Raw genomic sequence first — 20,536 nt, 5'->3', positions numbered from 1 at the left:
CAGCACCAGTACCAGTACCAGCACGACTCACGCCGGGGCCGGACGGCCCTGCTTCAGAACGGAGTTGTCCGTGAGAAGAAGTCCAGCCGCGCGTGCGGGGCGGGCCCTGCGGCGGCGCATGGCGACGGTCGCCGTCGTCGGCAGCCTCGCGGCCATGACCCTGGGCGGCGCGGGACAGGTGTCGGCGGCGTCCTCCGCCACCGCCCACCCGCAGGGCCGGACGGTGACGTCCGGCAACGCGCGCTTCGAGGTCCTGTCCCCCACCCTCATCCGCACCGAGTACGCGCAGAGCGGGCAGTTCACCGACGCCGCGACGTTCAACGCGATCGGCCGCGACGGCTTCTCGCCGCCGTCCTACACCACGAGCACTTCCGACGGCTGGCTGACGGTCACCACGTCCGCGATGACCCTGCGGTACCAGGTGGGTTCGGGCCCGTTCTCCGCGCAGAACCTGTCGGTACGGCTGACGGCCGGCGGATCGCCGGTGACCGCGACGCCGTGGCAGGAGCTGACCTGCTCGGTGGGCGCGCTGTGCGAGGCCGAGCAACTGCCCGTCAGCGGCGTGAGCGTGGCCACCGACCACACCGGCTACACCGGTTCCGGCTTCGTGGCCGGCTTCCAGGGGGCGGGCGCGTCGATGTCGGCGGGCGTCGACGTCCCGGCCGCCGGGACCTACCAGTTCGACACGCGCTACGCCAACGCCCAGGGCGGCGACGGGCAGAACACGACGCGCAGCCTGACGCTGACCGTGGACGGCGGCGCCCCCCGCACCGTGAGCCTGCCGTCCACCGGCGACTGGAACTCCTGGAGCCTGGCGACGAGTTCGGTGCAGCTGAGCGCCGGCCACCACACCCTCAAGCTGGCCAGGACCGCGGCGGACTCCGGCAACGTCAACGTCGACAGCGTCGCCGTGGTCACCCCGGGCGCGGCCTTCCCGGCCACCTCGACCACCGCGATCACGGACTGCCGCTACGGCGTGAGCTGCGAGGCTGAGGCCGCGCGCGTGACGGGTTCCGCGAAGTCGGCGACCGACCACGGCGGTTACTCCGGCGCCGGGTTCGTCGCCGAGCTGAACCAGGGGTCGAGCATGTCGGCCCACCTGGTGGGCGTGCCCGCCGACGGGACGTACGCGCTGCAGGTCCGGTACGCCAACGCGCTGGGCGGGGACGGCCTGAACCAGACCCGGACCGCGACGGTGACCGCGGGCGGCACCAGCCGCACCCTCGCGCTGCCGGCGACGGGCGGTTGGGACACCTGGCAGACCGCGTCGGTGCCGGTGGACCTCACCGCGGGCGCGGACGACGTGACGCTCAGCTGCCCGGACGCGGCGAGCTGCCACATCAACCTCGACACCCTCGCGGTGACGGACGCGGGTGCGGCGGCCCCGCAGCCGCACCTCGCGCTCGGCGGCTACCGGCGCAGCCTGGACGGGGTCAACGGCGACAACGGCTCCCCGGTGACCACACCCGGCCTGCTCTACAAGGACGGCTGGTACCTGCTCGACGACACCACCTCCGCGCTGTACGACACCGGCACCCGCCACGTCACCCAGCGCACCACGGGCGGCACGCCGTACCAGGACGGCTACGTCTTCGGCTACGGCCACGACTACAAGCAGGGCCTGTCCGACCTGGCGAAGCTCACCGGCCCGGCGGAGCTGCTGCCCGAGTGGGCCTACGGCGTCTGGTACTCGGAGTACTTCGACCGCACGGCCGCCGACTACGAGAACACGATCCTGCCCGCGTTCCGCGCCGAAGGCGTGCCGCTGGACGTGCTGGTGACCGACACCGACTTCAAGTCGCCGGACACCTGGAACGGCTGGGAGATCGACCCGGGCAAGTTCCCCGACCCGAAGGCGTTCTTCGCCTGGGCGCACGCACAGGGGCTGCACGACACCCTCAACATCCACCCGAGCATCCTCGCCTCCGACCCGCAGTTCGCGCAGGCGCAGGCGACGGCCAAGGGCAAGCTGCAGAAGGGCGGTTGCTCGGGCGACTGCTACACCTTCGACTGGGGCGACCCCGACCAGCTCAAGGCGTACATGGACCTGCACCAGACGATGGACCAGCAGGGCAACGACTTCTGGTGGCTGGACTGGTGCTGCGACAGCTCCCAGTCCTCGCTGCCGGGCGTGACCCCCGACGCGTGGATCAACCAGCAGTACGCCACCGACGCCGACCAGGCCGTCGGCCGCGGCTTCGTGATCTCGCGGGCCTACGGGTCGCTGCAGGCCGGCGGGTACAGCGGCCAGGCGGGGCTGCCCACCGGCCCCTGGGCCGACAAGCGCACCACGATCCACTTCACCGGCGACACCTCCTCCACGTGGGGCACGATCAAGGCCGAGGTCGGCTACACGCCGGGCGAGGCGGCCGCCACCGGCATGTCGGCGATCAGCCACGACATCGGCGGCCACAACGACACGACGGGGCTGACCGGTTCGGAGACGTACACCTCCGGCGGCACCACGCAGCACACCCACAAGCTGCCCGACGACATGTACGCCCGCTGGGTCCAGTTGGGCACCTTCCAGCCGATCGACCGGCTGCACAGCAACCACAGCGACCGGCTGCCCTGGCAGTACGGGACGGCGGCCCGCGCCTCCGCCGACGCGTTCCTCAACCTGCGCGAGAACCTGGTGCCGTACACCTACTCGCTGGCCCAGCAGGCCAACGCCACCGGTGTGCCGGTCACGCGGCCGATGTACCTGGAGTACCCGGACGAGGCGCAGGCGTACACGACCGCCGGCAGCGAGTACTTCTACGGCCCGGACATGCTGGTCGCGCCGGTCACGACGCCCGGCACCACGGCGAGCACGTCGGTGTGGTTCCCGCCGGGCACCCAGTGGACCGACTACTTCACCGGGAAGACGTACGCCGGGGGCACCACCCAGACCATCACCTCGGGCCTGGACACGATGCCGGTGTTCGTCCGGGCGGGCGCGGTCGTCCCGACCCGCACCGTCAACGCCGCGGCGCAGGACAAGGCGCCGCTGACGCAGGCCACGCTGACCGTCACCGCGGGCGCGAGCGGTGGGACGACGCTGTACGAGGACGACGGGAAGCCGGCGACGGGCCCTGGCCACAGCGCCACGACCGCGATCCGGTACCGGCAGAGCGCCGCCGGGTCCACGCTGACCATCGGCGCGGCCTCCGGGGGCTTCGAGGGGCAGGTCACGTCACGGCGCTGGACCGTCGCGCTGGTCGGCGCCGACGCCCCGGCGTCCGTCTCGGCGGGCGGCGGCGAACTGTCGCCGGACGACTACCGCTACGACGCGGCGACGCGGACGCTGACCGTCACGCTCCCGCCGCGCAACCCGCACCGCGGGGTGACGCTCACCTTCCGCTGAGCGGCCGCCCCATGCCGGGCGACCGGAACGGAAGGGGCCCGTGCGCATCCCGCGCACGGGCCCCTTCCGCCGTCCGGCCGGGCTGCGGCCGGGATCCTCCGGCCGCGGGTCAGCTCGGCGACAGGCGGTACAGCACGGCGCCGCCCGCATCCAGCGGAACGTTCAGGACGGCCGGGTCGCCCACCGCGCGGTAGCCGCCGTCGGACGGCACGAAGCGGGAGACCGCCGCCACGTTCGCCGCGTTGGTGCCCACCTGAACGGTTGCGGCGGCGTCGGGGTCGCGGTTGGCGACCAGCAGGTAGCGCGTGCCGTCGTCCTGCGCGGCCCTGAAGAGCCCCAGCACGGCGGCGCCGCCCGTGGCCGAGGTGAGGTGATCGCCGGGCGTGAAGGCCACCGCGCTCGGCGGCAGCGGCGTGTCGTTGGCGTGCTGCACGGACTCCGAGACCAGCGGCTTGAGTTGACGGCCGACCGGCTGCACCCAGTGGCGGTTGAGCGCCCGCGCCGCGCCGTAGAGCGGGGTGCGCTTGCCCTCGACGTCGATCAGGGCCCCGGTGAAGCCCTCGCCGCGTGCCGGGTCCGGCGTCCAGTAGGTGAAGTACTGGATGCCCTTGCAGCCGTAGGCGAGGCTGATGTTGACCTGCCAGGCCAGTTGCGACGCGGTCGGCACCCGGTGGCCGTTGTAGCCCACGGACTGGATGTAGGTCCACGCCGGCAGCCCCGACCTGAGCGACGCGTCGCGGAAGATCGCCCAGTTGTCGAAGTAGTTGAGGTCGATGCCGTCGCTGAGGATCGGGTAGCGGTCGAAGGAGATCAGCGGCGGCTGCACGGTGTCGATGTACGCCTGCACGAACGCCGCGTAGCCGGCACCGTTGCCCGGCCAGAGATTGGAGTACGGCATCAGGTCCGGCGCCAGCCGGCGCACGATGCCGGTCAGCGCGCCCACCGTCGGGAACCGCGACTGGGCGGGCTCGTCGAAGACGTTGAACCCGGCGAGCGAGGGGTGGTTGGCGTAACTGCCCAGCGCCGCCTGGACCCAGGAGGTCGCGTCGGCCGTGGTCAGCGAGGACGGCACGCTGCGGTCGTCGGTGACCGACATGTAGTGCGCGATCGCCTCGATGCGCGGGTCGCCGGCGATCAGCACCTTCAGACCGGTCTGGTCGGCCATCTTCAGCGCCCAGCCGCCGCTCTGCTCGTCGAACTGGTAGTTGCCGGTGATCAGGAAGGTGAACCCGGCGTCGCTGATCTCCTGGTAGCGCGCCGGCGTGGTCTCGAACGGGTGCGGCGGCCAGAACAGGCCGATCGGGAAGTCCGGCCCACCGGTGAGCGGCAGGTCCGCACTGCTCACCGCGGAGGACGCGGGCGCGGATCCGGACGCGGACGCGGGTACCGCCCCGGTGGGCGCCGAGCCGGGTGCGGCGGCCGCCGCGCGGCCGGCGGCCAGCCCGCCGGCGGCGAGCGCCCCGGCACCCAGCCCGGCCGCCTGCAGCAGCGTGCGGCGGTTCAGCGGGCGCGGTGAGCCGGAAGTCGGGGGAATCTGCTCTGACATGGCCTACTCCGATCGTTGGGTATGCCTGAACGACGAGGGGTGGCTTGCGACTTCAGATCCGATCAGGGACGCCGGCGTGTGGGGCATCGGCGAGGCGGTGCGAAGCGCACCGGGGTGCGCGCAGTCCGGCGGCGAGGGGCGGAGCCCCGTGGGGCTTCCGCGGCCCGGGCCGCCGCGGGCGGGCCGCACACATGCTCGCAGACGGTGGTGATTCAAACAACCATGGTGCGCACGGTTGATGAATGAATCATGCAGAGTGCGGTTGCCCGCAGGAGGACGGGGCGCGCCGTGGCCCCATGACGGTGCGATGCCTGCGCCACCGTTCGCCCCGGCCGAGCGCGCGGTTCCCCGCGCCCCCTGCGGGCGGGTGTCAACGGGGGCGGCGGGGCTTGGTGATGTGGCGGGCGGGGATGTGGCCGGTCAGGGCCATGGAGGCGCTCGCGCGGGGGTAGGTCAGCTGGGCCACGCGCACGTAGAGGCAGTCGATGAGCACCAGGACCGAGTGGCGGGCGCCGATACTACCCGAGCGGAAGCTGGTCTCGCCGGTCGTGGCGATGAGCCGGATCTCGGCCGCGCGGGCCAGCGGCGACCTGGGGTCGGCGGTGATCGCCACCGTGGTGGCGCCGCGTTCCCCGGCCAGTTCGAAGGGCTCGATGGTCTCCCGCGTCGAGCCGGAGTGGGAGATGCCGATCGCCGCGTCGGCCGGGGTGAGCAGCGCCGCGGACGTGGTCGCGGCGTGCACCTCGTTCCATCCGCGCACCGCGCAACCGATGCCGAAGAGCCGCAGCTCGGTCTCCACCGCGACCGCTCCGCTGCCGCCGACGCCGTACACGTCGATCCGCCGCGCGCGGGCCACGGCCTGGGCGGCGCGCTCCAGGGCCGCGAGGTCGACGGTCTCCAGCGTGCGCTGGACCGCGCCCAGGTCCGCCTGGCCGACGACGTTGACGACCCGCTCCAGGTCGTCGTCGGGCGAGATGTCCGGCCCGATCTCGGAGGTGCCCCAGGTGGACTCCGCGCCGCGCGCCCCCTCGCGGGCCAGCTCGATCTGCAGGTGCTGGTAGGAGTCGAGGCCCACCGCGCGGCAGAACCGGGTGACCGTCGGCTGGGACGTGCCGGTGCGCCGGCCGAGCTCCGCGGCCGAGCAGCCGATCACCGAGCCCGGGTCGGCGAGGACCAGTTCGGCCACCTTGCGCAGCGAGCCGGTCAGGCGCGGCAGTTCGGCCCGGATCAGCGCGGTGACGTCGCTCCGCGCTGCCCCGTGGCCGAAGCCCTTCGCATCCATACGGCTGCTCCCTGGTCCTCGTGACGTGGTCGGCCCGTGCCCGCCGGCCCGTGCCCGCCGGCCCGCGCACCGGCCCGAGCTCCGCGGCCGGCGGCCGGCGGCCGGCGGCCGTCACCCCGTGCTCGTCGGCCTGAGCGTGGCGCGATTATGCCATTCAGATCGCACCAGATCTACCAATTCCACCATTCATCCAACGCCGACCCGGCACCGGTTCGGGCCGCGCGGGACCGCCGTGTGGGAGGCGGGCGTCTGGGCAGGTGCAGGGGACGGAGCGGTCGGACGGACAGCCCGGGTGCCCGCCGCCCACGGCACCGCCGCCCGCGGACGAGGAGGCGACGCAATGGCCGACGCGATTCCGGCGACGATGCGGGCGTGGGTGGCCCGTGCCGATCATCCGGGCACGGTCGAACCCGTGGAGCTGCCGGTCCCGGAGCCGGCCGCGGACGAGGTGCTGGTCGAGGTGCGCGCGTGCGGGGTGTGCCGCACCGATCTGCACGTCCGCGACCAGGACCTGCCGCCGCACCGGCAGCAGGTGGTGCCCGGGCACGAGGCGGTCGGCGTCGTGGTGGCGGGCGGCGAGCAGGCCGGCGCGCTGCCGCCCGGCACCCTCGTCGGCGTCCCGTGGCTGCGCACCACCTGCGGGGTCTGCCGCTACTGCACGAGCGGGCGGGAGAACCTGTGCCCGGACTCGACGTACACCGGCTGGGACGCCGACGGCGGCTACGCCGAGTACACGACGGTGCCCGCGGCGTACGCGTACCCGCTGCCGACCGGCTTCCCCGACGAGCAGCTGGCGCCGCTGCTGTGCGCGGGGATCATCGGCTACCGGGCGCTGCGGCGCGCGGATCTGCCCGAGGGCGGGCGGCTGGGCGTCTACGGTTTCGGCGGCTCCGCGCACCTGACGGCCCAGCTCGCCCTGGCCCAGGGCGCGGAGGTGCACGTGTACACCCGCGCCCCCGCGGCCCGGCAGCTCGCCCTGGACCTGGGCGCCGCCTCGGCCGCGGACTCGGGGGACGCACCGCCGGGGTCGCTGGACTCCGCGATCCTCTTCGCTCCCGCGGGGGACCTGGTGCCGGTGGTGCTGAAGGCGCTGGACGGCGGCGGGACGCTCAGCATCGCCGGCATCCACCTGTCCGCGATCCCGCCGCTGGACTACCGGCGCCATCTGTTCCGGGAGCGGACGGTGCGCAGCGTGACGGCCAACACCCGCCAGGACGGGCGGGAGTTCCTGGCCGCGGCGGCCCGCCACCGGGTCACGCCGACGGTGGCGGTGTACCCGTTCGCCCGGGCCGCGACCGCGCTGGACGACCTGGCCGCGGACCGGGTCAACGGCGCGGCGGTGCTGCGCATGTCCGGACCGGACTGAGGCCCCGCAGCGAGGCACGGGGGCGAGGTACAGGAGCGAGGCACCGGACCGACACGGAGTGACGCGCGGCCGCGCCGGGACCGCGGCACCCGTGGAGCTCACGCGGCCGGCGGCGCGGTGCTCTTCCTGACCACGAGGCTGGTGGCGAGTTCCATGCGGGTCGTGGTGGCCACCCCCGCCTGAAGCCGCAGCAGCATCTCGGACGCCGCCTCGGCCATCTTCCGCAGCGGCTGGTGCACGGTGGTCAGCGCGGGCCGTGACCACTTGGCGACGGCGACGTCGTCGTAGCCGACCACCGACAGGTCCTCGGGCGTGCGCAGGCCGAGGGTGCTGGCCGCCTCCAGCACGCCGATGGCCTGGAGGTCGCTGCCGGCGAAGATCGCGGTCGGCCGGCCGGGACCGCGCAGCATGGCCAGGGCCAGGTCGTAGCCGCCCTCGACGTGGAAGTCGCCGTGCGCGATGTGCCGCGGGTCGACGGCCAGTCCGGCGGTGGCCATCGCCGAGCGGAACCCGTCGAGCCGGGCCAGCGAGCACATCATGTCCTCGGGGCCGGTGATGATCCCGATCCGCCGGTGGCCGCACTCGATGAGGTGGCGGGTGGCGGCGAGGCCGCCGGACCAGTTCGCCGAGCCGACGGAGGGCACGTCGGGCTCCGGATCACCGGCCGGGTCGATGATCACGAACGGGATCGAACGGGCTCTGAGCTGCTGCTTGTACTCCTGCGGGAGGGCGGAGAACATCAGGATCACGCCCAGCGGGCGGCGGCGCAGCACGCCCTCGATCCATTCGGGTCCTGGCGCGTGGCGGGTGCCGCTCTCGGTGAGCACGACGCTGGCGCCGCTGTCCCGGGCGACCTTCTCGACGCCGAGTATCAGCTCCATCGCCCAGATCGCGTCCAGCTCGTGGAACACGATCTCGATCAGGGGTGCTTCGGGGGCCGATCGCGAAGTGCGGCGGTAGCCGTGCGCATCCAGCAGTCGTTCGATCTTCCGCCGGGTGGGCGGCGCCACGTCCTGTCTGCCGTTGAGCACCTTCGAAACTGTCGGAACCGAGACCCCCGCAGTTTCGGCGATCTGAGCCAGGGTCACCTTGGCCGGTCGCTGCTCGTCATCCATGGGACGGCAGCGTACGGCACACCTGCAGGTAACGCTTAGATAACCCGCTCCGCGGCCCTTGACCCCTCCACGACCGGACCTTAGCGTCACAGCGCGCAGCAAATTTCGGCGACGAGGCCGAAAACTTTCGGAAAGGCTGGACGATGAAGAAGCGCGCTTGGCTCTCCCGCGCCGCTGCTGGCAGCGTGGTCCTCGCACTCGGTCTGTCCCTTGCCGCCTGCGGCGGCAGCAGCTCCGGCAGCGGCGGCTCCGGCACCTTCAAGGTTCTTGTTTACGGTGACGCGAGCAACAAGGTCGAAACCCAGATCGTCGACACGTTCAACAAGACGTCGAAGGTCAAGGCGGTCCTGCAGACCATCCCCGGTGCGGACTACCAGCAGAAGCTGCAGACGATCATCAACACGAAGCAGGCGCCCGACGTCTTCTTCAACTGGGGCGGCGGCAGCATCGCGCCCTTCGTCAAGGCCGGCCTGCTCATGCCGCTCGACGACTTCATCGCCAAGGACCCGGGCCTGAAGTCCAACTTCCTGCCGTCCGTGTTCAACAGCGCGGTGGTGGACGGCAAGTCGTACGGCATACCGATGCGCGGCACCCAGCCGGTCCTGCTCTTCAACAACCAGAAGGTCCTGCAGGACGCGGGGCTCACCGCGCCGAAGACCTGGGACGACCTGCTCAACGCGGTCAAGGTCCTCAAGGCCAAGCACATCACCCCGATCGCGCTCGGCGGCGGCGACCAGTGGCCGACACTGATGTGGTACGAGTACATGTACGACCGCATCGCGGGCCCGGGCCTGTTCGAGAAGGCCATGGGCGGCGACAAGTCCGCCTGGGACAGCGCGGACAGCCGCAAGGCCCTGGCCCAGCTCAAGCAGCTGGTCGACGCCGGCGCCTTCGGCAGCAACTTCGACTCGGTCAAGTACACCGACGGCGGTTCCGTCGCCCTCGTCGCACAGGCCAAGGCCGGCTTCGAGCTGATGGGCTCCTGGTACTACTCGCAGCAGCAGCAGGACAACCCGGACTTCGCCAAGACGGGCCTCGGCTACACCGCCTTCCCGACCGTGACCGGCGGCACGGGCGACCCGAACGACGTCGTCGGCAACACCAACAACTTCTACTCGGTGCTGAAGAAGACCAAGTACCCGGACGCGGTGGCCCAGTTCCTCAAGCTCCAGTACTCGGACGAGTTCGTGAAGGCGCAGATGGCCATCGGCAACCTGCCCACCACCACGAACACCCAGAACTTCCTGGACACCTCGGCCAGCCCGGCGTACTCGAAGTTCCAGTACGACCTGGTCAAGGCGGCTCCCTCGTTCCAGCTCTCGTGGGACCAGGCGTACCCGCAGACGGCCAGCCAGGCCATGCACACCGCGGTCCAGGAGTTCTTCGACGGCAAGACCGACGCCGACGGATTCATCAAGGCCATGCAGGCCCTGCCGACGTCCTGAACCGGGAACCGACCATGACCACCACCACCTCTGCTGACTCCGCCGAGCTCAGGGTGGCAAGGCGCCGGTCCGTTCGCCGGTCCGGCCCCACCGTGGCCCGCCCAGGCTTTGCCTGGGCGGCGCCCGCCACCCTGTTCTTCCTCCTGTTCGCCGTCCTCCCGCTGATCCTGGTCGCGGTGCTGTCCTTCACGAGCTGGGACGGCCTGGGCGCGCCCCAGTACGCCGGCCTGGACAACTGGAAGGCGCTGGTCCACGACCACACGATGATCCAGAGCCTCTGGCTCAGCGTGCTGATCACGGTCCTCGGCGTCGCCGTCCAGACCCCGCTGAGCATCCTGCTCGGCGTGTGGGCGGCGGGCCGCCAGCGCAACCGCGCGATCCTGTCCGCCATCTACTTCGTGCCGCTGCTGCTGTCGGCGACCGCGGTGTCCATCCTGTGGCGGGCCCTGCTCGACCCGAACTTCGGTGTGCCGGCACAGGCCAAGTGGCTGTTCGGGGACGGCAACCTGTTCGGCAAGCAGGCCAGCGCCATCGGGGTGCTGGTGTTCGTGGGCGCCTGGCAGTACACGCCGTTCCACACCCTGATCTACCAGGGCGCGGCCCGTGCCATCCCCCAAGTGCTGTACCAGGCGGCGCAGATCGACGGCGCCGGCAGGTTCCGGCAGTTCTGGCACATCACCCTGCCGCAGCTCCGCAACACCATGATCACCTCGATGATCCTCATGGTGGTGGGCGGCCTGACCACGTTCGACACCGTGCTGATCCTGACCCAGGGCGGCCCGGGCACCGACACCACCATCAGCGCCTACTACATGTACGAACAGGCCTTCAAGAGCTTCGACTTCGGCGGCGGTTCGGCCATCGCCCTGGTCCTCGTGCTCGCCGCCACGATCATCTCCCTCATCGTGGTCAAGGTCTCCGGCTACGACAAGATGCGCAGCTCGTCGGAGGGCCTGTGATGAAGAGGCGTCCCAACTACCTCGCGGGACTCGGGTCCCTGGTCTGGCTGTTCCTGATCGGCCTGCCGCTGTACGTGATGCTGGCCGCCACCCTGCAGAGCCGCTCGGACTACGCGGCGAACGGCCCGCTGGCGTTCCCGAAGCACCTCACGCTGGACAACTACACGCAGGACTTCTCGAACGGCTTCGGCCACTTCTTCCTGAACACCGTGCTGGTCACCCTCGCGGTCGTCGTGATCGTCCTGCTGGTGGTGCCGCCGCTGTCGTACTCCATCGTGCGCAGCCGCGGACGGATCACCACCGGGGTGTTCCGGCTGTTCCTGCTGGGCCTGGCCATCCCGGCCCAGGCCGTGATCGTGCCGATGTTCTACGTGATCAGCAAGGCCGGCCTCTACGACAACCTCATCGGCGTGATCCTGCCGACCGCGGCCTTCTCGCTGCCGGTCTGCGCCCTGGTGCTCACCGGCGTGATGCGCGACATCACGTCCGACCTCTACGAGGCCATGGCGATGGACGGCGCCTCGCCGTCGCGGGTGTTCTTCCAGCTGGTGCTGCCGCTGTCCAAGGGCGGGCTGTCGACCATCGTGGTCTTCTCCGCGCTCCAGGCCTGGAACGGCTTCCTCTTCCCGCTGGTGCTGACCCAGTCCGACTCGTCGAAGGTCATCACGCTGGGCCTCTTCAACTTCCAGACCGAGCACGGCATCGACATCCCCGGCCTGCTGGCCGCGGTCGTGCTGTCGATGCTGCCCATCTTCATCGTCTACCTGTTCGCCCGCCGTGCCCTGGTCCAGGGGCTGATGGGCGTCGGAGGAAAGTGACCGACACCGTGGTCGAAGAGACAGATTCCGCTGCCGCCGCGTGGCGCGATCCCGCCGTGCGGCCCGAGGCCCGGGCGACCGCGCTGATCGCGGAGATGACCCTCCAGGAGAAGGTCGCCCAGCTGTTCGGGGTGTGGGTGGGAGCGTCCGCCGAGGGCGGTGAGGTCGCCCCGCACCAGCACGAGATGGAGGATGAGGTCATCCTGGAGGACCTGCTGCCGCAGGGCCTCGGACAGCTCACCCGGTCCTTCGGCACGGCCCCCGTGGACCCCGCGCTCGGTGCGCTCTCGCTGGTGCGCACCCAGCGCAGGATCGCCGCGACGAACCGTTTCGGCATACCGGCGGTGGCGCACGAGGAGTGCCTGGCCGGCTTCGCCACCTGGGGCGCCACCGCCTACCCCGTGCCGCTGTCGTGGGGTGCCACCTTCAACCCCGGCCTCGTCCGCGGCATGGCCGAGCGCATCGGCCGCGACATGCGCGCGGTCGGCGTCCACCAGGGCCTGGCCCCGGTGCTCGACGTGGTGCGCGACGCCCGCTGGGGACGCGTCGAGGAGACCATCGGCGAGGACCCGTACCTGGTCGGCACCGTGGGCACCGCCTACATCCAGGGGCTGGAGTCCACCGGGATCGTCGCCACCCTCAAGCACTTCGCCGGCTACTCCGCGTCCCGCGCCGGCCGCAACCTCGCGCCGGTCGGCATGGGCACCCGCGAGCGCGCCGACGTGATCCTGCTGCCCTTCGAGATGGCGGTCCGCGAGAGCGGCGCGCGCTCGGTGATGCACGCCTACACCGACACCGACGGCGTGCCCTCCGCCGCCGACGAGCGCCTGCTGACCGGGTTGCTCCGGGAGACGTGGGGCTTCGAGGGCACCGTCGTCGCCGACTACTTCGGCATCGCCTTCCTCAAGACCCTGCACGGCGTGGCCGGCACCTTCGGCGAGGCGGCCGGCGCCGCGCTGGCCGCCGGCGTGGACGTCGAGCTGCCGACCGTGAAGACCTTCGGCGAGCCGCTGCTGAAGGCCCTCGCCGACGGCAGGATCGACGAGGCGCTGGTGGACCGCGCGCTGCACCGCGTCCTGACGCAGAAGGCCCAACTCGGCCTGCTCGACGCCGGATGGGACCCCGTGCCGTCCGCGCTGGCCGGCGCCGGCGAGGACCCCGGGGAACTGCGCGGCACGCTGTCCCTGGACACCGAGGGCAACCGCGCGATGGCCCGGGAGGTCGCCGAGCAGAGCGTCGTGCTGCTCCGCAACGACGGCGTCCTGCCGCTGGACCGGCCCGCGAGGATCGCGCTGATCGGCCCCAACGGCGACCGTCCGAGCGCGGTGCTGGGCTGCTACGCGTTCCCCGTCCACGTCGGGGAGAAGCACCCCGAGGTGCCGATCGGCATCGAACTGCCCACGCTGCGCGAGGTGCTGGCGGCCGAGTTCCCCGGCAGCGAGATCACCGTGGCCGAGGGGTGCGACGTCGACGGCCTCGCCACGGACGGGTTCGCCGAGGCGGTGGCGGCGGCCCGCGCGTCCGACGTGGTCGTGCTCGCGCTCGGTGACCGGGCCGGGCTGTTCGGCCGCGGCACCAGCGGCGAGGGCTGCGACGCCGAGTCGCTGGCGCTGCCCGGCGTGCAGCAGCACCTGCTGGACACCCTGCTGGAGACGGGCACGCCCGTGGTGGTGACGCTGCTGGCGGGGCGCCCGTACGCGCTCGGCCGGGCGGCCGGCGAGGCGGCCGCGATCGTGCAGTCGTTCTTCCCCGGCGAGGAGGGGACCGCGGCGATCGCCGGCATCCTCAGCGGCCGCGTCAACCCGTCGGGCCGGCTGCCGGTCAGCGTCCCGCGCCGACCCGGCGTCCAGCCGACCACGTATCTGGCGGCCCGCCTCGGGCAGGTCACCGACGTCTCCAACATCGACCCGACCCCGGCCTTCGGGTTCGGCCACGGCCTGTCGTACACCACGTTCCAGTGGACCGCGCTGGACGTGGAGGCGCTGCAGGTGGAGACCGACGGCGAGGTGCGGATGGCGTTCACCGTGCGCAACACCGGCGAGCGCGCGGGCACCGAGGTCGTCCAGGTGTACCTGCACGACCCGGTCGCCTCGGTGGTCCAGCCGGTGCAGCGGCTCGTCGCCTACCAGCGGGTGGACCTCGCCCCTGGCGAGTCGGCCCGCGTCCGGCTCGCCGTGCCGGCCGACCTCGCGTCGTTCACCGGACTCGACGGCCATCGCGTCGTCGAGCCCGGCGACCTGGAGCTGCGGCTCGGCGCGTCGTCGACGGACCTGCGGCTGACGGTCAGCTGCACGCTCACCGGCCCGGCCCGCCGTGTCGACCACACGCGCCGCATGCACGCGGAGTTCGCCACGGAGGTCCGGCAGGGCGGCGGCCGCGCCTGAGCCGGAGGGCGAGGGCCCTCACTCCCGAGGCCTCCCGTGCCTCCCGGGCCGGGGATCCGCCGTCAGGCGGGTCCCCGGCCTCCGGCCGTTCCCCGGTGGCCGCACGACCGGGCGCACGCCCCCGGGCGGGGCGTACGCTGCAACCGGACCCCGCCCGGACCCGGCCCGTCGGAGGCGATCGCCCTGATCACGCTCGACCTGCACCCGATCTTCCGCAACAACCGCGACATCGACCTCGCGCTGCGCGAGACCCTCTTCCGCGCGGCCCGCACCGGCGAGGACGTCATCGAGATCATCCCCGGCAAGGGCACCGGCCAGCTCAAGAAGCGCGTGCTGGCCTTCCTCGCGCAGAAGCACATCAAGAAGCTCTACCTCCGCGTCGAGACGGACGCGACCAACACGGGCCGCGTCCTGGTGCGCCTGAAGTAGCCGCGCCCGCCGCGGTATGCGGGCGGTCCGCACGAGCCGCACCCCGAACGATCGGAAAGCCCGCCGAACGGCCCGCGGGGGGAGCCGTCGGGCCGCACACGAACGCCGGCGGCGGGTGCGCGGGGACGGACCCCGCGGCCCCTTCACCAAAGCGAGCCCTCTCCCACGCACGCCACACCCGCGGCGCCGGGCACCCGGCACCCCGACCGGCACCCGCTGCCGGGCCGGAGGCCCCGGCTGCCCGGCCGGAACCCGGCCCCTCGTCCGGCGGGGGCCCTGGGCACAGCTCTCGCCGTGACCCCGTCCGGCCGGAGACCGGCGCGGCTGCGGGGGCCGTCAGCCGGAGAGGCGGGCGAAGTGGTGCCCGGCGGCGAGCATGCCGGGGAGGGCGGCGGCGATGCCCTCCGCGGTGCCGCCCTCGGGGTGGTTCATGTGGCAGATGACGATCGCGCCGCGCGGCGCCGCCGCGACGGTGGTGCGGACCTCGGCCGGGGTGAAGGTGGCACCGCCGTCGCCGTTGACCGAGAACGCCACCGGCCGCTCGCCGAGGTCGGCGACGATCCGCGCGGCGACGTCGTCGCAGTACGCGGTGCCGGGCCGGAAGTGCCGCGGCGGGGCGCCCAGCAAGCGGGTCAGCTTGAGGTGGTTGCCCGCGACCTCGTCGAAGACCTCGCCCGCGTCGCGGGTGCCGGCGATGCCGTACGCGGAGCGCCCGGAGACCGACAGCGGCCGGTGCCTGGTGCCGTGGTTGCCGATCTCGAACAGCGGATCGGCCGCGAGCTGCCGGAAGACCGCCGGATTCGCGTCGATCCAGCGGGAGTTGAGGAACAGCGTGGCCGGGGTCCGGTACCGGCGCAGCACCGCGACGAGTTCCTGGTCGTAGCCGCTGCCGCCCCGGCCGCCGCACGCGTCGAACGTCAGCGCCGTCCGGGGGCTGCCGGCCGGCAGGGTGCGCAGCACACCAGGAGCGTCGAACCCCCAGCTGCGCGGCCTGCGATGGCCGTACCGCGCGACGATCTCCGCCCGGGTGACGGGCAGTTCGGCGATCGCGTGCCGCCGTGCTCCCGCGCCCCGGGTGGGTGCGGCGGACGCGCCGGCCCGTCCCGGCGGGGTGGCCGGCGCCCCCGTGCCCGTCCCTGCCGGGTGCCCCGGTCCCGCACATCCGGCCAGCACGCTTCCCCCCACCGCAGCCAGCACCACGCGGCGGCTGAGCGACATCCTCGCCTCCCTCGCTCCGGCCCCCGCCCGCTGCGACGGCCCTCACCGGGGAAGAGGGGCCGGGCGGCCGCCGCGTTCCCTCGCCGGCCGCGCGGTCGCATGACCCGGGGCGGCGCGCTCACGGGGTGGGGTGGTAGGGATGGCGGGGCGGCGTCGCGGTGGCGCCGGGCAAGGATCCGGGAGGTGCCCGTGCGGGCCGTGGTGTTCGAGGAGTTCGGCGGTCCGGCGCGGGTGCGCGAGGTGCCCGACCCGGTGCCGCCGCGCGAGGGCGCGGTCGTGCGGGTCGAGGCGACGGGGCTGTGCCGCAGCGACTGGCACGGCTGGATGGGGCACGACGCGGACGTGACCCTGCCGCACGTGCCGGGCCACGAGCTGGCCGGCGTCGTCGAGGCCGTGGGGCCCGGCGTGACGCGGTGGGCGCCGGGCGCCCGGGTGACCGTGCCGTTCGTGTGCGCCTGTGGCCGCTGCCCGGCCTGCGCCCGCGGCGACCAGCAGGTGTGCGAGCGTCAGCAGCAGCCGGGCTTCACGCACTGGGGCTCGTTCGCGCAGTACGTGGCGATCCACCGGGCGGACCTCAACCTCGTCGGGCTCCCCGACGGCATGGCCGACACGACGGCCGCCGCGCTCGGCTGCCGGTTCGCCACCGCGTACCGCGCGGTCGTCGCGCAGGGCCGGGTCCGTCCGGGCGAGTGGGTCGCCGTGCACGGCTGCGGCGGGGTCGGGCTCTCGGCGGTGATGATCGCGGTGGCCTCCGGCGCGCGGGTCGTCGCGGTGGACACCTCGGAGGCCGCGCTCCGGCGGGCCGCCGAACTCGGCGCCGCGGTGTGCCTCGACGCCGGCCGGGCGGAGGGCGGCACGGCGGGGGGCGGTACGGCCGCCGCGGTGCGCGAGGCCACCGAGGGCGGCGCGCACGTGTCGCTGGACGCGCTCGGCTCGGCCGCGACGTGCGCGGCCTCGGTGGCGGGGCTGCGGTCCCGCGGCCGCCACGTCCAGGTCGGCCTGCTCCCCGGCGGCGCGACGGCCGTGCCCATGGACCGGGTCGTCGCCCTCGAACTCGAACTCCTGGGCAGCCACGGCATGCCCGCGCACGCGTACCCGGAGATGATGCGCCAGGTCGCGGCCGGAGTGCTGCGCCCCGACCTGCTGCTGGGCGAGGTGATCGCGCTCGACGCGGCGCCCGCGGCGCTGGCCGCGCTGAGCGACGGCTCCCCCTCCGGCATCACCGTCATCGAGCCGCAGCGCTGAGGCGTCCGGTCCGCGCCGGCCTCACGGCCCCTCGGGCTCCCGGCCGCCCCCGCCTCACGGCCCCTTCTGCCACTCCCACTCGGGCGCGAGCCGGCAGGCCATCCAGTGCGTCCGCGCCCACCGCTCCCACACGCGGGCCTGGACGCCCACCGCGTTGACGGTGAAGCGCTGGCATTCGGCGCAGTCCTCGCGGGGCTTGGGTTCGCTGCCGTGGTCGTCGAGGTGGTGGGTGGCCCAGCCGTAGAGGAACGCACCCGGATTGGGCGTGGCCGCGTCCCGGAAACGCGCCTCCAGTTCGCCACACCGGGCACAGTGCAGCACCTCAACACCTCTGCTCACGCCACGAGACTACGGCGTCGCGGCCGGACTCGGGCGCGTTTCTCCCCAGCGCCCTCGAACGGACGGCCGAGCCGGACGGTTCGGCGCGGGGCCCGAAGTCGGTCACCGCGCACACGCGTTCCCCAACGGACAGCGTACGCACAGGGATTGACAGTGCTCAGGCGATACGGCCAAACTCCCCGGGAGAGCGCTCTCCCGATCAACTCCCCGCACAGTCCGCGCCGTTCGCACCCCTCGCGGTGATCACACGGCGCACCGGCGTACCGGCGCTTCCGGCGCGGTCCGTGCGCGGAGCCTCCCCCCAGCCGCTGCCGTGACGCCGCCGCCCGCCGGGCGGCGGCGCGCCCGCGCGACAGCGGCATCACACCCGTGGAGCTGCAGATGAGCATCCTGTCCCACCTGCAACGCAGTATCAGACGGCACCGACCGCTCACCGCGGTCGTGGCCGTCATGGCGCTGGCGCTCGGCGGCGCCCTGAGCGCCACGACCGGGACCGCGCGGGCGGCCGACACCCTGCTGTCGCAGGGCAAGACCGCCACCGCCTCGTCCACCGAGAACGCCGGCACCCCCGCCTCGGCCGCCGTCGACGGCAACACCGGCACCCGCTGGTCGTCCGCCGCCGCCGACCCCCAGTGGCTGCAGGTCGACCTCGGCGCGTCGGCCACCATCAGCTCCGTCACCCTCAACTGGGAGACGGCCTACGGCACCGCCTTCAAGATCCAGACGTCCGCCGACGGCACCACCTGGACCGACGTCTACTCCACCACCACCGGGAGCGGCGGCGTGCAGACGCTCGCCGTAAACGGTTCCGGGCGCTATGTCCGGATGTACGGCACGGCCCGCGCCACCGGATACGGCTACTCCCTCTGGGAGTTCCAGGTCTACGGCACCACCGGCGGCGGCAGCACTCCCCCGTCGGGATCCCTGCTGTCGCAGGGCAAGACCGCCACCGCCTCGTCCACCGAGAACGCCGGCACCCCCGCCTCGGCCGCTTGTTTTTTTAGTGACGGTGGCGGCGGCACCGGCCCGATCCAGGGCGGCGGCGACCTCGGCCCCAACGTCAAGGTCTTCGACCCGTCGACGCCCAACATCCAGGCGCAGTTGGACCAGATCTTCTCGCAGCAGGAGAGCAACCAGTTCGGCGACGCCCGGTACCAGGTCTTCTTCAAGCCCGGCACCTACAACGGGCTCAACGACCAGGTGGGCTTCTACACCTCGGTCTCCGGCCTCGGCAAGAACCCCGACGACGTGCAGATCAACGGTGACATCACCGTCGACGCCGGGTGGTTCAACGGCAACGCCACCCAGAACTTCTGGCGTTCGGTGGAGAACCTCGCCATCACCCCGTCCAACGGCACCGACCGGTGGGCCGTCGCGCAGGCCGCGCCGTTCCGCCGGATCCACGTCAAGGGCGGCCTGAACCTCGCGCCGAACGGCTACGGCTGGGCCAGCGGCGGCTACATCGCCGACAGCAAGATCGACGGCACCGTCGGCCCGTACTCGCAGCAGCAGTGGTACACCCGGGACAGCTCGGTCGGCGGGTGGACCAACGGCGTGTGGAACATGGTGTTCTCCGGCGTCCAGGGCGCGCCCGCGCAGGGCTTCCCGAACCCGGTGTACACCACGCTCGCCACGACTCCCGAGTCGCGCGAGAAGCCGTACATGTACCTCGACAGCAGCGGCAACTACCAGGTGTTCGTGCCGAACCTGCGCACGAACGCGAGCGGCGTCTCGTGGCCGAACACCCCGGGCACCTCGCTCCCGCTCAGCCAGTTCTACGTGGCCAAGCCGGGCGTGTCCGCGGCGACCATCAACGCGGCTCTCGCCCAGGGCCTGAACCTGCTGTTCACCCCCGGCATCTACCACGTGGACCAGCCGATCAACGTGACCCGCGCCAACACCGTTGTGCTGGGCCTGGGTTACGCCACGGTCGTGCCGGACAACGGCGTGGACGCGATGAAGGTCGCGGACGTCGACGGCGTCCGGCTGGCCGGCTTCCTGATCGACGCGGGCACCGGCAAGTCGCCGCAGCTGCTGCAGGTGGGCGCGCCGGGCTCCTCGGCCGGCCACTCGGGCAACCCCACCACGATCCAGGACGTGTTCGCCCGGATCGGCGGCGCGGGCCCGGGTCAGGCGTCCACCGCGTTCGAGATCAACAGCAACGACGTGATCATCGACCACACGTGGCTGTGGCGCGCCGACCACGGCGCGGGCGTCGGGTGGACCACCAACCCGGCGGACGAGGGCCTGAAGGTCAACGGCAACAACGTGCTGGCGACCGGCCTGTTCGTCGAGCACTTCGAGAAGTACGACGTGGAGTGGGCGGGCCAGAACGGCAGGACGATCTTCTTCCAGAACGAGATCGCCTACGACCCGCCGAACCAGGCGGCGATCCAGAACGGCAGCGTCCGCGGCTACGCCGCGTACAAGGTCGACGACAACGTGACCACGCACGAGGGCTGGGGGCTCGGCAGCTACTGCAACTTCACCGCGGATCCGACGATCGTCCAGGACCACGGGTTCGAGGCGCCGACGACGGCGGGCGTGAAGTTCCACGACCTGCTCGTCGTGTCGCTCGGCGGCATGGGCCAGTACGCGCACGTCATCAACAACACCGGCCCGGGGACGTCCGGTACGTCCACGGTGCCGTCGACCGTGACGTCGTACCCGTAGGCCGCACGACGGCCGCGGGCACGGCCCGCGGCTGAACCGGGGGTCGCCGTCGCGCACCGCGGGGCGGCGGCCCCCAGGGGGGTCCGGCCCGATCGCCGACCGGCCGGGCCCTCCGCACATGACCGCGGCCCCGCCGTTCCCGGCAGCGGGGCCGCGGCTCGTGGCCTCCTGACATGACGTCGGGCACCACGAGTTCCTCGCAGTCCGACGGGAGCGGTGGCGCCCGCCCGGGCTGTCGCTGTCATCTTGCATCCCGGAGGGCCGTGCGGTCAGCCCGCTCGGCGAGGTCGGGCGTTCCCCGGCCCACCGGAGACGGCGGGCCGCCGGCGTCGACGGCGAGGGCGGCGGAGGCGGCGTCCAGGGCGAGCGGC

The 20,536-nt window shown here is 72.8% G+C and carries 14 protein-coding genes; 9 read left to right on the top strand and 5 right to left on the bottom strand.

Translation table 11 applies throughout. The features are described 5' to 3' along the window. Nucleotides 1-154: 154 nt before the first annotated feature. Nucleotides 155-3,346 carry a TIM-barrel domain-containing protein gene (locus BMW99_RS26985; RefSeq protein ID WP_069462311.1) on the top strand — a complete coding sequence of 1,064 codons (3,192 nt, stop codon included), beginning with the start codon at nucleotides 155-157 and terminating at the stop codon, nucleotides 3,344-3,346. A gap of 109 nt (nucleotides 3,347-3,455) precedes the next feature. Here the strand turns inward: BMW99_RS26985 and BMW99_RS26980 are convergent, their stop codons facing one another. Continuing rightward, on the bottom strand, nucleotides 3,456-4,892 hold the full coding sequence (locus BMW99_RS26980; protein WP_069462306.1) for a hypothetical protein: 1,437 nt from the start codon (nucleotides 4,890-4,892) through the stop codon (nucleotides 3,456-3,458). Between the two features lie 370 nt (nucleotides 4,893-5,262). Further along, nucleotides 5,263-6,174, bottom strand: coding sequence for a MurR/RpiR family transcriptional regulator (locus tag BMW99_RS26975; protein ID WP_075017705.1), 912 nt, complete (start codon nucleotides 6,172-6,174; stop codon nucleotides 5,263-5,265). Between the two features lie 364 nt (nucleotides 6,175-6,538). Between BMW99_RS26975 and BMW99_RS26970 the strand changes: the two genes are divergently transcribed. Further along, nucleotides 6,539-7,540 carry a zinc-binding alcohol dehydrogenase family protein gene (locus tag BMW99_RS26970; protein WP_218108433.1) on the top strand — a complete coding sequence of 334 codons (1,002 nt, stop codon included), beginning with the start codon at nucleotides 6,539-6,541 and terminating at the stop codon, nucleotides 7,538-7,540. Nucleotides 7,541-7,638: 98 nt separating this feature from the next. Here the strand turns inward: BMW99_RS26970 and BMW99_RS26965 are convergent, their stop codons facing one another. After that, nucleotides 7,639-8,655: a LacI family DNA-binding transcriptional regulator gene (locus tag BMW99_RS26965; protein ID WP_069464586.1), complete on the bottom strand. Its 1,017-nt coding sequence runs from the start codon at nucleotides 8,653-8,655 to the stop codon at nucleotides 7,639-7,641. Nucleotides 8,656-8,798: 143 nt separating this feature from the next. On the opposite strand from BMW99_RS26965, the gene BMW99_RS26960 reads away from it, so the two are divergent. Genes BMW99_RS26960 through BMW99_RS42270 form a run of 5 tightly spaced genes read left to right on the top strand, consistent with a single transcriptional unit; the run spans nucleotide 8,799 to nucleotide 14,690 of the window. Further along, the gene (locus BMW99_RS26960; RefSeq protein ID WP_069464587.1) at nucleotides 8,799-10,100 is read left to right on the top strand and encodes an ABC transporter substrate-binding protein; all 1,302 of its coding nucleotides are present in this window, start codon (nucleotides 8,799-8,801) and stop codon (nucleotides 10,098-10,100) included. Nucleotides 10,101-10,114: 14 nt separating this feature from the next. Then, complete coding sequence (locus BMW99_RS26955; protein ID WP_079138587.1) at nucleotides 10,115-11,059, top strand: carbohydrate ABC transporter permease; 945 nt, start codon at nucleotides 10,115-10,117, stop codon at nucleotides 11,057-11,059. Further along, on the top strand, nucleotides 11,059-11,877 hold the full coding sequence (locus tag BMW99_RS26950; protein WP_069464588.1) for a carbohydrate ABC transporter permease: 819 nt from the start codon (nucleotides 11,059-11,061) through the stop codon (nucleotides 11,875-11,877). The genes BMW99_RS26955 and BMW99_RS26950 overlap by 1 nt, the downstream gene beginning before the upstream one ends. Further along, nucleotides 11,874-14,261 (top strand): beta-xylosidase/alpha-l-arabinosidase, encoded by a 2,388-nt coding sequence (locus BMW99_RS26945; protein WP_069464589.1) that lies wholly within the window; start codon nucleotides 11,874-11,876, stop codon nucleotides 14,259-14,261. The genes BMW99_RS26950 and BMW99_RS26945 overlap by 4 nt, the downstream gene beginning before the upstream one ends. A gap of 36 nt (nucleotides 14,262-14,297) precedes the next feature. Further along, on the top strand, nucleotides 14,298-14,690 hold the full coding sequence (locus tag BMW99_RS42270; RefSeq protein ID WP_245791636.1) for a Smr/MutS family protein: 393 nt from the start codon (nucleotides 14,298-14,300) through the stop codon (nucleotides 14,688-14,690). Between the two features lie 336 nt (nucleotides 14,691-15,026). On the opposite strand, the gene BMW99_RS26935 is transcribed toward BMW99_RS42270, so the two are convergent. Beyond that, nucleotides 15,027-15,908, bottom strand: coding sequence for a polysaccharide deacetylase family protein (locus tag BMW99_RS26935; protein ID WP_075017704.1), 882 nt, complete (start codon nucleotides 15,906-15,908; stop codon nucleotides 15,027-15,029). 189 nt (nucleotides 15,909-16,097) lie between these two features. Here BMW99_RS26935 and BMW99_RS26930 point away from each other — a divergent pair, with 189 nt between their 5' ends. After that, a complete protein-coding gene (locus tag BMW99_RS26930; RefSeq protein ID WP_075017722.1) occupies nucleotides 16,098-17,153 on the top strand; it encodes a zinc-dependent alcohol dehydrogenase family protein in 1,056 nt (351 codons plus the stop codon). A gap of 54 nt (nucleotides 17,154-17,207) precedes the next feature. On the opposite strand, the gene BMW99_RS26925 is transcribed toward BMW99_RS26930, so the two are convergent. Continuing rightward, on the bottom strand, nucleotides 17,208-17,492 hold the full coding sequence (locus tag BMW99_RS26925) for a hypothetical protein (RefSeq protein WP_141726619.1): 285 nt from the start codon (nucleotides 17,490-17,492) through the stop codon (nucleotides 17,208-17,210). A 381-nt stretch (nucleotides 17,493-17,873) separates the two neighbouring features. On the opposite strand from BMW99_RS26925, the gene BMW99_RS26920 reads away from it, so the two are divergent. Beyond that, entirely contained in the window at nucleotides 17,874-20,165 is a 2,292-nt protein-coding gene (locus BMW99_RS26920; RefSeq protein ID WP_407640323.1) for a discoidin domain-containing protein, read from the top strand. The last annotated feature ends 371 nt before the right edge of the window (nucleotides 20,166-20,536 follow it).

Origin of the sequence: Actinacidiphila rubida (genome assembly GCF_900110255.1) — a bacterium.
Taxonomy (GTDB): Bacteria; Actinomycetota; Actinomycetes; order Streptomycetales; family Streptomycetaceae; genus Actinacidiphila; species Actinacidiphila rubida.
The sequence above is the reverse complement of the archived record's forward strand: the minus strand, read 5'-3'. Positions and strand labels throughout refer to the sequence as shown.